Source organism: Streptomyces sp. NPDC060000 (assembly GCF_042737375.1).
Classification (GTDB): Bacteria; Actinomycetota; Actinomycetes; order Streptomycetales; family Streptomycetaceae; genus Streptomyces.
Window position 1 is genome coordinate 1 of record NZ_JBHWUU010000039.1, and the last position, 14,150, is coordinate 14,150.

Here is a 14,150-nt window from a genome sequence, read left to right on the forward strand (position 1 = left end):
GGTGCGGCGGCCCTCCCCTGTTCACGCTCGGACTCTGCGGGCCGGAAGTCAGCGCACCCTCCTGCCCGGCATGAACGTGAAGACCGCGCCGCCCAGCAGGATCGCCGTGCCCGCGACCAGGCCCAGGGCCTTCAGGGTGCCGTGGTCGCCGGAGCCCGTCTCCGCGAGGCCGCCGCTGGTCGAGGTGGTCCCGCCCGAGGACGAGCCGCTGCCGCCGGACGCGCCGCTCGCCTGTTCCGCGGTGTTCAGGGTGAGGGAGACGGCCGTGCTGTCCGGAGTGCAGGTGGTGGTCGTGCCCATGGCCTCGATGGTGAGGACGCCCGGGGAGAGCGTGGAGTCGCCGGTCGCGCCGGGTTTGTACACGCCGGTGAGGTCAGGGATCGCGATCGGCTCGCCCTGCGGGATCGTCGCGGAGTTCAGCGGGCCCTCCACCGTCACCGAGCCCGTGTCCGCGCCGCCCAGCACGATCTGCATGGTCGGTTTGACCTTGCCGGCCGGGATGTCGATCGGGCTGTCCATCACCGACTTCTTGAACTGCACGGTGAGGGCGTAACTCCCGCCGTCCTTCTTGGCGTTGATCTGGATCGGCGAGGTCGCCTTCTTCTCGCCGATGGGCGAGGCGCAGGTGTAGGGGATGTCGACGACCTTGCCGGTGAAATCGGTCTGGCCGCTGTCACCGCCGGACTGGGACGCCGACGGGGTGGTACCGGGCGTCGTGGACGGGCTCGACGAGGGTGACTGGCTCTGGCTCTGCGAGGAGCTGGGGGACGTGCTCGACGAGGGCGAACCCGAGCCGGAACCCGAACTCCCCTCCCCCGCCGTCACGGTGATGGTCGCCGACGGCTGGACGGCTTCCGTAGGCGCGCACCTGGTGTCCGTGGACAGCGCGTTGACGACGTACGCGTCCGGCGTGAGCGTCACCTGCCCGGCGGCCGTCAGCTTCAGCGTGCCCTTCATGTCGGACAGCGTCATCGCGCCGCCCTTGGGGATCGCCGGGTTCTCGCGCGTCCCCTGCATCGCGATGTCGGCGCTCTGCGCGCCGGCCGCCTTGAGGGTGCCGGACGGCTGGACCGAGTTCGCGGGCAGGTCGATGATGTCGGGGTTCTTCGACGCGGCCTGGGTGAACTTCCAGACGATGTCGACGGTGTCGCCGACCTTCGCCGTGGCCGGTGCCGTGATGTCGACCTTGGTGGTGCCGTTGACGTCGGGCAGGCCGATGCCCGAGGGCGGGACGCACTTGGTGGCGTAGGACACCTCGGCGGCCTGCGCCTGCCCGGCGGTCACGCCCAGCAGGACGGCCGCCCCGGTGAACAGGACGGCGGCGCCCGCCGCTGCCGCTCTCTTCCGCGCGGGCGCACGGTCGGGTGATACGGCTCTCTCACTCACGTGGATCCTTTCCTGCCGGGAGTCGTGGGACTCGTGGGACTCGTCGGATGGTCTTCGTGCGGTGCGGAGAGCCGGCCCGCCGGGCCGCCCGGACCGGTCTCCGGGCTGAACCACGGCAGAGTCGTGTTCGGGGTGGGGGGCGCGGGACGCGGGGGCGGGGCCGCCGTTCCGCGCCGGCGTCCGCGCCGGGGGGCACGTGCGGGTCTCGTGGCGCGTGCGGGCCGTCGGGCGGCGTGGCGCGGGCGTACCCGGTCCACCACCGCCAGCCCGACGCGGAAGACCGCGGCCGGCACCACCAGGCAGAGCAGGATCCAGAACAGGGTCACGCCCCAGGGACGGCCCACGCCCCACGGCTGTTCGGCGAGGACCTTCCCGCCGTACTTCAGGGAGACGGTGTAGTCGCCGTGTGCGCCGGCGGTGAGTTCGACGGGCAGTTCCACGCGCGCCTTCTCGCCGGGGCCGAGCGTGCCGTGCCACTGCCGATCGTCCCACTGGGGGGCGAACACCCCGTGAGCGGTGCCGACCTGGAAGACGGGGTCCTTGACGGCCGCGGTGCCCACGTTGCCGACGGTGAAGGCCAGCGTGCGGGAGGGCGGCGCCCCGAACCAGGTGAGCAGCGAGCCGGAGCCGTCGAGCCGGGTGTCGGTGAGCACGGACAGGCGGCCGCCGCCGGTCTGCGCGGGAAGCGGTTCGACCGGGTGCCCGGCCACCTGGAACATCGCGTCGGCCTGGGCCTTCGCTCCGGTCGCGGTGGCCACGTGCACCACGCAGGGGCACGGCACCGGCGGCTCGGTCACCGGCAGCGCCCGGCTGAAGCGGCCTTCGGCGTCGGTGGTGACGGCGCGGCCGTCGGCGTTGGCGCAGGAGTTGGTGCCGCCGACCACACCCCGGGCCGGGGTCGCCTGTCCGCAGACCAGCAGCATCAGCAGCGTGCGTGACCGCCAGCCGCTGCCGCTGACGGTGATCGAACCACCCGTCCCCGCCTGTGACTTGGAGAGGGTGACGACCGGCTTGCCGTCCGCGGCGGCGGCCGCGCCCGCAGACGGCAGCGAGAACGGGAGCAGTATCAGGAGCAGGACCGGCACCAGCAGCGTGCTCCGCGGCTTGCCTCTCACGTCGGCGCTCCCCTCTCCCCGGCCCGGGCCATGGCCGTTCGGCGCCCGCGTCGTCGTAGGGCCACGGCGGCCACCGCGACCGACAGCGCGCCGGCCGCCGTGCCCGCCACCGCGTCCCACGGCACGAACCGCGCCGACGCCCGCCCGGTGGCCCGTGCCGCACCCGGCGCGGTCACCGTCAGCCGGACGGTGACGGCGTCCAGGGCGGGGCGGTCGGGCCACGGTTCGTCGAGTCCGAGGCGGCGGCCCGGGGACAGGCGGACGGGCAGGGTGCGCGGGGCTCGGTCCAGGACGGCGCCGAGGACACCGTCCGCGTGCACGGCGAGCCGCGGGACGAGGGCCGTGGTGCCGCGGTTGACCAGCTCGTACGTGATGCGGTCGCCGCGCACGGCCACGTGCTCGACGGTCAGTGCGGCCAGCTCCGGGCCGCCGACCCGGATCAGCAGCCGGACGGCGGACTCCCGGCCGCCGGCGTCCCGTACGACGATCTCGCCGACGCGGTCCCCGGGCGGGGCGTCCGCCGGGACCGTCACCGTGAAGGGCACCTCGGCGCGGGTGCGGGCCGGGATGCCGAGGACCGGCCCGGCGAAGGCGACCCGCAGGCCGTCACCGATGGCGCGCAGCCGTACGGTGAGCGGCTCCGTGCCCCGGTTGGTCACGGAGAGCGTGTCCCGGAGCACCGCCCCGGGCGCACCCTCCGCGTAGAAGGACGGCCGCCCGCCGCCGGAGGGCGCGGCCGACCAGCCGCCGGTGGTGGCCGGGCCGGCCGCGAGCAGCAGCGGGAGCGACAGGGTCAGCAGCAGGGCACGGGCGTCGGCGTACGGCATCGGCGGCTCCAGCACTCGTACGAGGGGGACGGTCAGCGGCGGGCGGCTGCCGTCCGGCTCCGCCGGGTCAGCCACAGGGTGCCCGCGGCGCCCGCGAGCAGCACCGTGCCGCCGAGGGTGCCGAGGGCGACGGCGGAGTCCTCGGGTCCGGTCTGCGGGAGGTCGCCGCCGGAACCGCCGTCGCCCGTCGTCCCGCCGGAACCGCCGCCACCGCCGCTCGTGGTGCTCCCGCCGCCCGACGCGGTCACGTCGAGGGTCAGGGAGGGCCCGGGGCTGTTGCTGGGTGTGCAGGTGGTGGTCGTGCCCATCGCCTTGATGGTGAGCACACCGGCCGTGAAGGTGACCTTGCCGGTCTTCTTCGGGGTGTAGGTGCCGCTCAGGTCGTTGATCTTGATGGGGGTGTTCTCGGGTATCGCGGCCTGGTTGGCGGAGCCGGTGACGTTCAGGGTGCCGCCGTCGGCGCCGCCCAGCTTGATCGTGGCGCTCGGCTTCATGGTGCCCGCGCCGAGTTCGATGGGGCTGGAGGAGACGCCCTTCTGCCAGGACATGGTGATCTTGTAGCCGCTGCCGCTCTTGACGCCCTCGATGTCGATGGGCGATACGGCCGTCTTCACGCCGATGGGCGTGTCACAGGTGTAGTTGACGTTCACGACCTGGGCCGTGGCCACGGGGGCGGCCATCCACACCGCCGAGCCGGCCAGGGCCGCGGCAGTCGCGAGCGCGGCGGTTCGCTTCCGGTTCGACACGGTCCCGTCCCCTCACTCCCACCGCCCCGCCCTTACTGACGAGGCATCAGATTGAGCCGTCAAGGTACGCCCGGGGCGATGAGGAAGGAAGAGAAGGTACGCCCCGGAGTTTTGGCGATCCGGCACGCGGATCCAGGGGGTCGCGAGGAGGCCGGAAGCCGCCCGGCACCGCAGCACCTCGGGCACGGCGACCACCCCGCGGGGACTCCGGCGCCGCAGTACCTCGGGCACGGCTGCCAGCCCACGGGGACTCCGGGACCGCTCCGTAAGAGCGGTCGGCGGACGACCGGTGCGGGGAGGAGGCGATCGGAGCGGTCGACTGACGACTGGAGCGGGCAAGCGAGAACGGGACCGGTCGGCAGACGACCGGCGGGCAGCCGAGAACCGGAACCGGTCGGGAGACGACCAGTCGGCAGCCGAAAACCGGAACCGGTCGGCCGACGGGCGGCCCCGAGCCGTCGGGGGTGTGCGCGTACCGCGGTCTCCCGCCGTCCACCACGGGGCGATGGGAGTCCGGACCGGCGCCGGGCCCGGGGAACCGAGTGGTTCCCGGGCCCCGTGAGGTCAGGCCGGCGCGCCCAGTTCCGCCCAGACCGTCTTGCCCGTGACACCGGGGGTCCGTACGACACCCCAGTCCAGACAGAGGCGCTGGACGATGAACATGCCGTGCCCACCGGGGCGCCCCGCGCGGTGCGGGGTGCGCGGAGCCGGCTGACCCGCGCCGCGGTCCGAGATCTCGACCCGGATCACCTTGTTGTCGCAGCTGAGGACCATCCACTCCGGTCCCTCGGCGTGCAGGCACGCGTTGGTGACCAGTTCGGAGACGACGAGCAGTACGTCCTCGGCTGCGGCCCGCCGGTCGGCGGTGGCGGCGGGCAGCCAGTCCCACGCGTACAACGCCTGGCGGGCGAAGTCACGGGCGAGCGGGACCACCCCGCCGGTGTCGTCGAATTCCAGGCGGCGCACTTGGCGGCCGCCCGGCGACCCGGACGCGACGGTCGCCGCGCCCCCTTCGGGCGTCTCAGCCCCGTGTGCGCCTGCCTCGGACGCCTCGGAAGCGCCGCTGGGCTCCGGGCCTCGATCGCCCGGCGAGCAAGGCCGGGTGGTGCTCATCAGCGCTTCACCTCACCGATTCCCCGATTCACCAGTTCACAATTCAAGAGTCGGATCACTACAGAATCTGTATCTGCACGTAGACGGACGGCGTTCGCGTCGGCTTCCCGGCCGACATGTTCGGGTTCAGGATGTCTCCTGCCCGAGAGAACCGCCGGAACACCCCCCGTTCACGTCCGTTCGCACCCGTTTCCGGCGGACGGCGAAGCTCAGCCGTCCTCGTCACGCCCGTCGTGCCCGTCGGCCAGGGCCTCCGCCACCGTGGCGTGCACGGTGAACACCGCGTCCGCGCCGGTGATCTCGAAGACCCGCGCCACCACGGGCAACATGCCCGCCAGATGGACACCGCCACCGGCCGCCTCCGCCTTCAGGCGGGCACCGAGCAGCACGTTCAGCCCGGTGGAGTCACAGAACTCCAGACGGGCGCAGTCCACCACGAGGCGACTGAGCCCCTTGGAGAGGCAGTCGTCGAGTGGCTCACGCAACAGTTCGGCGGTGTGGTGATCGAGCTCACCCGCCGGGCTCACCACGGCGCTGGAGCCTTCTTGCCGCACCTCGACCAGAAGCCGGCCCGACTGTGCGCTGCCGACCGTCCCGCGGTCCATGCCGTCTCTTCTCCTGGGGTTGTTGACTGCTTGCTGACGCCCTCGCACCTTACGCCTTCGACCCGCACCTCAACACCCGAACAATCGCACACAAACGGACATAAGCGTACAGAATGCACTTGCGGCGGGGCAAGTAAAGCGGGTAGGGCTAGTAGGAACACGTAACCGACACGGCCGGCTTTGGAGGCGCCGCACACCGTAGTGCGTAACTGGCTTCGGCAGCCATACGCCGAGAACGATGGAGGACATCATGTCACCCCGGCTCGACGCACCGCCTACCCGCGGAGCGACGTCGACACCCCCTCCGGAACAAGAACATCTGGAACCCATCGCGCAGGACGCGGCACCGGACGTCGACCCCACCGACGTCCTCGCCGGCCTTCCGGAGATCCCCCCGTACGACGGGATCGCGGCCGTCGAGGCACGGGCTCTGTCCAAGACCCTGTTCGCGCGGCTCGAGTCCCTCGAAGAGGGCACGTACGAGTACTCGTACGTCCGCAACACCCTCGTAGAACTGAACCTCGCGCTGGTCAAGTTCTCCGCCTCCCGCTTCCGCTCCCGCAGCGAGCCGATGGAGGACATCATCCAGGTCGGCACCATCGGCCTGATCAAGGCGATCGACCGTTTCGAGCTGTCGCGCGGCGTCGAGTTCCCGACCTTCGCGATGCCAACCATCATCGGCGAGATCAAGCGCTTCTTCCGCGACACCTCGTGGTCGGTGCGCGTCCCGCGCCGGCTCCAGGAGCTGCGGCTCGAACTGGCCAAGGCGGGCGACGAACTGGCCCAGAAGCTCGACCGGGCGCCCACCGTGGTGGAGTTGGCCGAGCGCCTCGGCATCTCCAACGACGAGGTCGTCGAGGGCATGGCCGCGTCCAACGCCTACACGGCCTCGTCACTGGACGCGCAGCCGGAGGACGACGACTCCGAAGGCGCCCTCACCGACCGCATCGGCTACGAGGACCACGGACTCGAGGGTATCGAGTACGTGGAGTCGCTGAAGCCGCTGATCGCCGAACTCCCCTCCCGCGACCGGCAGATACTCTCCCTCCGCTTCGTCGCCGGTCTGACCCAGTCCGAGATCGGTGAAGAGCTCGGCATCTCGCAGATGCACGTGTCCCGGCTGCTGTCGCGGACTCTGGTGCGGCTGCGCAAGGGGCTGACGGTCGAGGAGTAGGACGGCGTTCGCAGGCAGCCCCGCGCTGCCTGCGCCTGTGCGACGGCGCTTATGGCTGTGCGTGTGCGCCCGCGCCTGTGCACCTGTGCCTGTGCGCTACGTCTTGCCACTTGCCCTTGTCCGTGTCCGGCCATTCGCCCGGACACGGACATCGGCATCTCCCGGCTCCCGGCTCCCGGCTCCCGGCTCCCGGCTCCCGGCTCCCGGCTCCCGGCTCCCGGCTCCCGGCTCCCGGCTCCCGGCCCAACGCTCCGGTGGCCGTCTCGTTACCCCCGGAAGCCTCCCCATGGAAGCCCGGTCGCCACTAGGGTCACCCTCACCCCAGACTGACCAGTACGTCAGCAACCGGATGCGTGGGCATCCGGCGAGGAGGCGACCCCCATGGCCCCTGCCGACGGTGTCGGCGACGGCGACGACGTGAACGCCGACGGCTTCGACGGTTCCGACGGTTCCGACGCGTACCTCACCGACCGGCTCCGCGCCGCCCCCGCCGCCGCGTACCCGGCGCTGCGCGCACTGCGTGCCCGCCACCACCCCGCCGTCCTGGCCTACGCCCGCCGCTGCACGACCAGCGAACCGGCGGCGCGGCGCCTCGCGGCCGAGGCGTTCACCCTCGCCGCCCGGGAGACGGCCCGCGGCAACGACCCCGGCGGACCCTGGCGCCACCAACTGCTGTTGCTGTCCTGGCAGGTGGCCGCGGCCTGGGCCGTCGACGACCGGGCCGCCGGGCTGGACGCGGGACTGTTGCTCGTCCTCAACACGGCGGCCCCCGGCGGCCCCGTACCGCCCCTGCTCGCCGCGTTCCGTTCGCTGCCCTCCCGCGCACAGGGCCTCGTCTGGTACGGCGTCGTGGAACGCGAGCCCGCCGGGCGGACGGCCGCGCTGCTCGGCCTGACCACCGAGGACGTCACGTACGGCACGGGCTCCGCCCTGCACGCCCTGGCCCAGGCCTGTCTGCGGCACCGTCTCGCCGCCTCCGACGACCCTCGCTGCGGGGACTTCCGCCGGCTGATCGAGCAGTCCGTGCGTCCGGACGCCCCCCGGCACAGCCCCGACCTCGACGCCCACATGGTCCGCTGCCCGCACTGCGCGACCGCCTACGAGGAGCAGAGCGCGCTGCGCGACACCCCGCGCGCCGCCCTCGCGGAGGGGCTGCTGCCGTGGGGCGGGACGGCGTACGTGATGGACGAGCGCGCGTCGCCCCGCCCGGCGCCCAGAGCCGTACGGAGACCGGCCCGCCGGGTGGTGCTGGCGTCGGCGGCGCTGGGGATCGCCGTGGTCCCGCTGCTGTTCCTGCTCGCGGCCAACGCCGGTTCGCCGGGCCGGGACTCGGCGGGAACCGTCACCACCGGGCTGCCGACGGCACCGCCGGTGACCGTGACGGCGACGGTCTCCGCGCCGCCCGTCTCCTCCCCTGTCTCCCCCTCGCCCTCCCCGACGCCGAGTTCGTCCCCCTCCCGTACGAGCGCCCCACCGAAGCCGAAACCGACGCCCACGCCGTCACCGACGCGCGCTCCCGGTGGGACGTACGCCCAGGTCGTGAACGTGGCCAACGGGCGCTGCCTGGAGGTCGCGGGCGACTTCGACAACGGCACGGACGTGGTGACGGTCCCGTGTTCCGCCTCGCCGAGCCAGCGGTGGCGGGTGGACGCGGGGCGCGGGGTGCTCCAGTCCTACGCCGACCAGGACTTCTGCCTGGACAGCAGGGGGTCCGTGGACAAGGGCGTGGGAGTGTGGGACTGCGCCTCGGCGGAGGGCGATCACGGGGCGAACCTGCGGTTCACCGTGGACGGCGACGGGACCGTCCGCCCGGCGATCGCGATCCTGACGGCGCTGACGGCGGACGCGGGCGGCGGGGTGTCGCTGGAGCCGCTGGACGAGGCCGGGGACCAACTGTGGCGGGCGGGGGCGGCCTGAGCTCACGGGAACGGCGGACGGCGGACAGCGGACAGCGGACAGCGGACAGCGGACAGCGGACAGCGGACAGCGGACGGCGGACAACAGGCGGCGGACGGCGGACAACAGGCGGCGGGCGCCTGAGGTCACGGGAACGGCAAGCGGCGGGCGGCGGGCGCACGGTGGCCTGCGCGTGCCGTGCGCAGGGCCGGGATGTCCTCATGCTGAAAACCCACTGGCCGGATTCCCGCCGGTGACTACTCTGGCTCAGCCCTCTGACCAGCAGAGCCGCTGGGCCAGCCGCGTCATCCGCTCATGAGGAGCCCAGCGCCCCATGCCCGACTCCCCTGCCTCACCGGTCTCCCCTGCTTCCCCCAACCCCCCTGCTTCCCCTGCCTCCCTGAACTCCCCGGTCTCACCAGTCTCACCGGTCTCACCGGCCGCCGTCTCCTCCCGTCTTGGGCGGCTCGCCGATGTTCCAGTGCTGCTCGTCGCCGTCGTCTGGGGTTCCAGTTATCTCGCCGCCAAGGGCGTCACGACGGCGGGCACCGTGTCGGCCGTGCTGGTGCTGCGGTTCGCCGTGGCGCTGCCGGTGCTGGTGGTCGCCGGGTGGCGGCGGCTGCGGGTGCTGAGCGGGCCTCAGTGGCGCGGGGCCGGGGTGCTGGGGCTGATCCTGGCCGTGATCTTCCTGCTGGAGACATACGGCGTGGTGCACACCTCCGCGACCAACGCCGGGCTGATCATCAGCCTGACCATGGTGTTCACGCCGATCGCGGAGAGCCGGGTGCGCGGGATGCGGCTGCCGGGGGCGTTCATGGCGGCGGCGGGACTGTCGGTGCTCGGCGTGGCCCTGCTGACACAGGGCGCCGGGTTCACCGCCCCGTCGGGGGGCGATCTGCTGATGCTGGGGGCCGCCGTCGCCCGTACCGTGCACGTGCTGGCCATGGCGCGCATGGAGTCGGTGCGCGGTGCCGACGCGCTGTCGCTGACCACCGTCCAACTGGGTTCCGCCGTGGCCGTGTTCGCGGTGCTGGTGGCTCTGCCGGGGACGGGCGCGTCCCCGTGGGCGGCCGCGGCGGACTTCGACGGCGGCGACTGGCTGGGGCTGGTCTACCTCTCCGTGTTCTGCACGCTGTTCGCGTTCTTCGTACAGATGTGGGCGGTCCACCGTACGTCACCGTCCCGGGTCAGCCTGCTGTTGGGCACCGAGCCGGTGTGGGCCGCGGCCCTGGGCATCGCGCTGGCCGGGGACCGGCCGGGGTGGCTGGGCCTGGTGGGCGCGGTGCTCGTGCTCGTCGGCACCGGCTGGGGACGGTCGGTGGCGGACCGGGACAGGGGCCGGGAGCCGGCTCAGGGCCAGACCCAGACCCAGACCTAGCCCAGACCCGGATGCAGTCCCGGATGCCGCCCCGGGCTCAGGCTCAGACGACCCGTACGCCGCGCCGCCACACCCCCGACACGAGCGGTACGCCGGGCCGGTAGGCGAGGTGGACGTGGCTCGGGGCGTCGAGGAGGGTCAGGTCGGCGTACGCGCCGGGGGCCACGCGTCCCACGTCGGTGCGGCGCAGGGCCGCGGCCCCGCCCGCCGTCGCCGACCACACCGCCTCGTCCGGCGTCATCCGCATGTCCCGCACCGCGAGCGCGATACAGAAGGGGACGGACGAGGTGAAGGACGAGCCGGGGTTGCAGTCCGTGGAGAGGGCGACGGTGACGCCCGCGTCCAGCAGCCTGCGGGCGTTCGGCCACGCTGCGCGGGTGGAGAACTCGGCGCCGGGCAGCAGTGTGGCGACCGTGTCGCCGCTCGCGAGGGCGTCGACGTCCGCGTCCGTGAGATGGGTGCAGTGGTCGGCGCTGGCCGCGTCCAGTTCGACCGCCAGCTGCACGCCGGGGCCGAATGAGAGCTGGTTGGCGTGGATGCGGGGGTGCAGCCCCTTCGCCTTGCCCGCGGTGAGGATGGCGCGGGCCTGGTCGCCGTCGAAGGCGCCCTTCTCGCAGAAGACGTCGATCCAGCGGGCGTGGGGGGCGCAGGCGTCGAGCATCTCGCCGGTGACCAGGGCCACGTAGCCGGCCGGGTCGTCGGCGTAGTCGGGGGAGACGATGTGGGCGCCGAGGTAGGTGACCTCGTCGGTGTGGGCGGCGGCGAGGCGCAGGGCGCGGGCCTCGTCGGCGACCGTCAGGCCGTAGCCGGACTTGGTCTCGAAGGTGGTGGTGCCCTGGCGGAGGGCCTCGGTGAGGAAACGGGTGAGGTTCGCTTCCAGTTCCCCGTCGGTGGCCGCCCGGGTGGCCGCGACCGTGGTGCGGATGCCGCCCGCCGTGTAACCGCGGCCCGACATGCGGGCGTTGAACTCCTCGGTGCGGTCGCCCGCGAAGACCAGGTGGGAGTGGGAGTCGACGAAGCCCGGGAGGACCGCCCGGCCCCCGGCGTCGACCCGGTTGTCAGTGGCGGGTGCTTTGCTTGATTCACCGGTCCACACGACGCGGTCGCCCTCGATGACGACGGCCGCGTCCCGGACCAGACCGAGCGGAGAGTCGTCGCCCAGGGAGGGATCGTTGGTGACCAGCGTGGCGATGTTCGTGATGACGGTGGTCGTGCCGGCCGTACCGGTGCTGCTGCTCATCGTCGTGTCCTCGTGGCTGACGGGGGCGGGGGTGAGGGCGGAGGCGGGGGCGACGGCCGCCGGGGTGAGGCGTGCGGACGTCAGGCGTGCAGGGCCGCCACGGCCCGTGCGAGGGCCTGCGGCACATCCGGTACGAGCGTGTGCGCCCCGTCGCGTACGACGTGCCGCCCGGCGACGACCGTATGCCGTACGTCCGCCGCGGTCGCCGCGAATACGGCCGTCTCGGCACCGAGCCTGGGCACCGGGCCCGCTGTCCTGACCGAGTCGAGCGCGATCGTCGTGAAGTCGGCGGCCGCGCCGGTCTCCAGGGTGCCCGCGTCCGGGTTGCCGAGGGCGGCGTGCCCGTCGGCGGAGGCGGCGCGCAGCAGGGCCGCCGCCGTCCAGTGACCCCGGGTGCGGGTGCGCAGCCGCTCGTTCAGTTCCATCGCGCGGGCCTCTTCGAGGAGGTCGATGACAGCATGGCTGTCGGAGCCGAGACAGAGCGGTGAGCCCGCGGTCTGGAGGGCGACGGCCGGGCCGATGCCGTCGGCGAGGTCCCGTTCGGTCGTCGGGCACATGCAGGTGCCGGTGCCGGACCGGCCGAGCAGGGCGATGTCCTCGTCGGTGAGATGGGTGTTGTGGACGCCGGTGGTGCGCGGCCCGAGGACTCCGTGCTCGGCGAGGAGCTGGGCGGGCGTGCGGCCGTGGGCGGCGCGGCAGGCCTCGTTCTCGGCGGTCTGCTCGGACAGGTGCACGTGCAGCGGCGCCCCGCGCTCCTCGGCCCAGCGCGCCACGGTCGCCAACTGCCCGGCGGGCACGGCCCGTACGGAATGGACGGCCGCCCCGATCCTCGCGTGATCCCGTTCCTTGAGAAGTGAACAGCGTGCGGCCCAGGCGTCGGCGTCGCCGTCGGAGAAGCGGAGCTGGTGGGCGGTGGGGGGCTGTCCGAAGCCGGCGGACAGGTAGGCGGTGTCGAGGAGGGTGATGCGGATGCCGGCTTCGGCGGCGGCCTCGATCAGTGCCTCGCCCATGGCGTTGGGGTCGGCGTAGGGGGTGCCGCCGGGGGCGTGGTGCAGATAGTGGAACTCGCCGACGGCCGTGATGCCGGCCAGCGCCATCTCGGCGTACACGGCGCGGGCCAGCTGGTGATAGGTCTCCGGGGTGAGCCGGTCGGCGACCGCGTACATGACCTCGCGCCAGGTCCAGAAGGTGCCGGAGCCGACCTGGACGGTGCCGCGCAGGGCGCGGTGGAAGGCGTGGCTGTGGGCGTTCGCCAGGCCGGGGAGGGTGAGTCCGCGCAGGGTCTCGGCGCCGGGCGGCGGGGTGTCGACGCCCGTCCGGACGGCGGTGATGCGGCCGTCCGTCACCTCGAGGGCGACGCCCGGCTCGACGTTCGTGTCGAGCCAGGCGTGCTCCAGCCAGTACGTCCGTGTCCGCTGCGTGGATGTCACCTGCGGGCCAGTCCTTCCAGTACGTCGGCGAGGGCGTGCACCCCGGCCACGCAGTCGTCCTCGGCGGCGAACTCGGCCGGGGAGTGCGAGACGCCCGTGGGGTTGCGCACGAACAGCATGGCGGTCGGGATGGTCCCGGAGAGGATTCCGGCGTCGTGTCCGGCGCCGGTGCCCAGGACGGGGACCTTGAGGTCCGTGTCGCTGCCGAGGATCCGGCCGAGTTCGTCGCGCAGGGCGTGGTCGAACTCGACGACGGGCGTGAACGACTCACGGACGACGTCCAGGTCGATGCCGTGGGCCTCGGCGTACTCGCGCGCGGCCCGCTCCACACCGCCGACCACCGTGTCGAGGGTGGCCTGGTCGGCGGCGCGGGAGTCGAGCCAGCCGCGCACCAGGGAGGGGATGGCGTTGACGCCGTTCGGTTCGACGGAGATCTTGCCGAACGTGGCGACGGCGTCCGCGAGCCGGGCCTCGCGGCGGGCGGCCAGCACGGTCTCGGCGTACGGCAGCATCGGGTCGCGCCGGTCCACGAGGCGGGTGGTGCCGGCGTGGTTGGCCTCGCCCCGGAAGTCGAACCGCCAGCGCCCGTGCGGCCAGATGGCGCTGGCCAGACCGACCTGGTCCCCGCTCAGGTCGAGAGCGCGCCCCTGCTCCACGTGCAGTTCGACGAAGGCGCCGATACGGGCGAGCCGCTCGGGGTCCGCACCGATGGCGTCGGGGTCGTGACCGGCGGCTTCCATGGCCTGCGGAAGGGTGATCCCGTCGCCGTCGGTGAGCCGGTGGGCCTGCTCCACGGTGAGCCGGCCCGCGGTGAGCCGGGAGCCGACGCAGGCGAGTCCGAAGCGGGCGCCCTCCTCGTCACCGAAGTTGACGAGAGCGAGCGGCTTGGTGAGCGTGACGTCCCGCGCGCGGAGTTCGTCGAGGGCGGCGAAGGAGGAGACCACGCCGAGGGGCCCGTCGAAGGCGCCGCCGTCCGGCACGGAGTCGAGGTGCGATCCGGTGACGACGGCGTCCCCGGCCGCCGGGTCCCCGAGCCACGCCCACTGGTTGCCGTTGCGGTCGACCTCGTACGTCAGTCCGCGTGCCTCGGCCTGTCCCCTGAACCAGGCCCGGCAGTCGGCGTCGGCGGCGGTCCAGGCGTAGCGGCGGTAGCCGCCGGATTCGGTGTGGCGGCCGATGGGCGTCAGCTCACGCCACATTTCCTGGAAGGACGCATGAGCCGCCACGGGCTGTGGACCTT

General features: G+C 73.2%; 12 protein-coding genes. 3 read left to right on the forward strand and 9 right to left on the reverse strand.

Annotation, left to right across the window (positions count from 1 at the left end):
* Positions 1-48: 48 nt before the first annotated feature.
* From ACFWBB_RS21115 to ACFWBB_RS21140, 6 genes are all read right to left on the reverse strand, one after another.
* On the reverse strand, positions 49-1,314 hold the full coding sequence (locus ACFWBB_RS21115) for a hypothetical protein (protein ID WP_385274615.1): 1,266 nt from the start codon (positions 1,312-1,314) through the stop codon (positions 49-51).
* Positions 1,315-1,382: 68 nt separating this feature from the next.
* Positions 1,383-2,501, reverse strand: a complete 1,119-nt coding sequence (locus tag ACFWBB_RS21120; protein WP_385274449.1) for a hypothetical protein — start codon at positions 2,499-2,501, stop codon at positions 1,383-1,385.
* Positions 2,498-3,328, reverse strand: coding sequence for a hypothetical protein (locus ACFWBB_RS21125; protein ID WP_385274618.1), 831 nt, complete (start codon positions 3,326-3,328; stop codon positions 2,498-2,500). Before ACFWBB_RS21125 ends, ACFWBB_RS21120 begins: the two co-directional genes overlap by 4 nt.
* Before the next feature lie 32 nt (positions 3,329-3,360).
* Positions 3,361-4,074: an LPXTG cell wall anchor domain-containing protein gene (locus tag ACFWBB_RS21130; RefSeq protein WP_385274452.1), complete on the reverse strand. Its 714-nt coding sequence runs from the start codon at positions 4,072-4,074 to the stop codon at positions 3,361-3,363.
* A 564-nt stretch (positions 4,075-4,638) separates the two neighbouring features.
* On the reverse strand, positions 4,639-5,187 hold the full coding sequence (locus tag ACFWBB_RS21135) for an ATP-binding protein (RefSeq protein WP_385274455.1): 549 nt from the start codon (positions 5,185-5,187) through the stop codon (positions 4,639-4,641).
* Between the two features lie 209 nt (positions 5,188-5,396).
* Entirely contained in the window at positions 5,397-5,792 is a 396-nt protein-coding gene (locus ACFWBB_RS21140; RefSeq protein ID WP_385274458.1) for an STAS domain-containing protein, read from the reverse strand.
* A gap of 238 nt (positions 5,793-6,030) precedes the next feature.
* Between ACFWBB_RS21140 and ACFWBB_RS21145 the strand changes: the two genes are divergently transcribed.
* From ACFWBB_RS21145 to ACFWBB_RS21155, 3 genes are all read left to right on the forward strand, one after another.
* Positions 6,031-6,966, forward strand: coding sequence for an RNA polymerase sigma factor SigF (locus ACFWBB_RS21145; protein ID WP_385274461.1), 936 nt, complete (start codon positions 6,031-6,033; stop codon positions 6,964-6,966).
* Positions 6,967-7,347: 381 nt separating this feature from the next.
* Positions 7,348-8,883: a ricin-type beta-trefoil lectin domain protein gene (locus ACFWBB_RS21150; protein ID WP_385274464.1), complete on the forward strand. Its 1,536-nt coding sequence runs from the start codon at positions 7,348-7,350 to the stop codon at positions 8,881-8,883.
* Positions 8,884-9,196: 313 nt separating this feature from the next.
* Entirely contained in the window at positions 9,197-10,240 is a 1,044-nt protein-coding gene (locus ACFWBB_RS21155; protein ID WP_385274467.1) for a DMT family transporter, read from the forward strand.
* Positions 10,241-10,283: 43 nt separating this feature from the next.
* On the opposite strand, the gene hutI is transcribed toward ACFWBB_RS21155, so the two are convergent.
* The 3 genes from hutI to ACFWBB_RS21170 all read right to left on the reverse strand — a co-directional run bounded on the left by hutI (position 10,284) and on the right by ACFWBB_RS21170 (position 14,109).
* Positions 10,284-11,480 carry an imidazolonepropionase gene (gene hutI, locus ACFWBB_RS21160; protein WP_385274469.1) on the reverse strand — a complete coding sequence of 399 codons (1,197 nt, stop codon included), beginning with the start codon at positions 11,478-11,480 and terminating at the stop codon, positions 10,284-10,286.
* Positions 11,481-11,560: 80 nt separating this feature from the next.
* Positions 11,561-12,910, reverse strand: coding sequence for a formimidoylglutamate deiminase (locus tag ACFWBB_RS21165; RefSeq protein WP_385274472.1), 1,350 nt, complete (start codon positions 12,908-12,910; stop codon positions 11,561-11,563).
* Entirely contained in the window at positions 12,907-14,109 is a 1,203-nt protein-coding gene (locus ACFWBB_RS21170; protein WP_385274621.1) for an allantoate amidohydrolase, read from the reverse strand. The genes ACFWBB_RS21165 and ACFWBB_RS21170 overlap by 4 nt, the downstream gene beginning before the upstream one ends.
* Between the last annotated feature and the right edge of the window lie 41 nt (positions 14,110-14,150).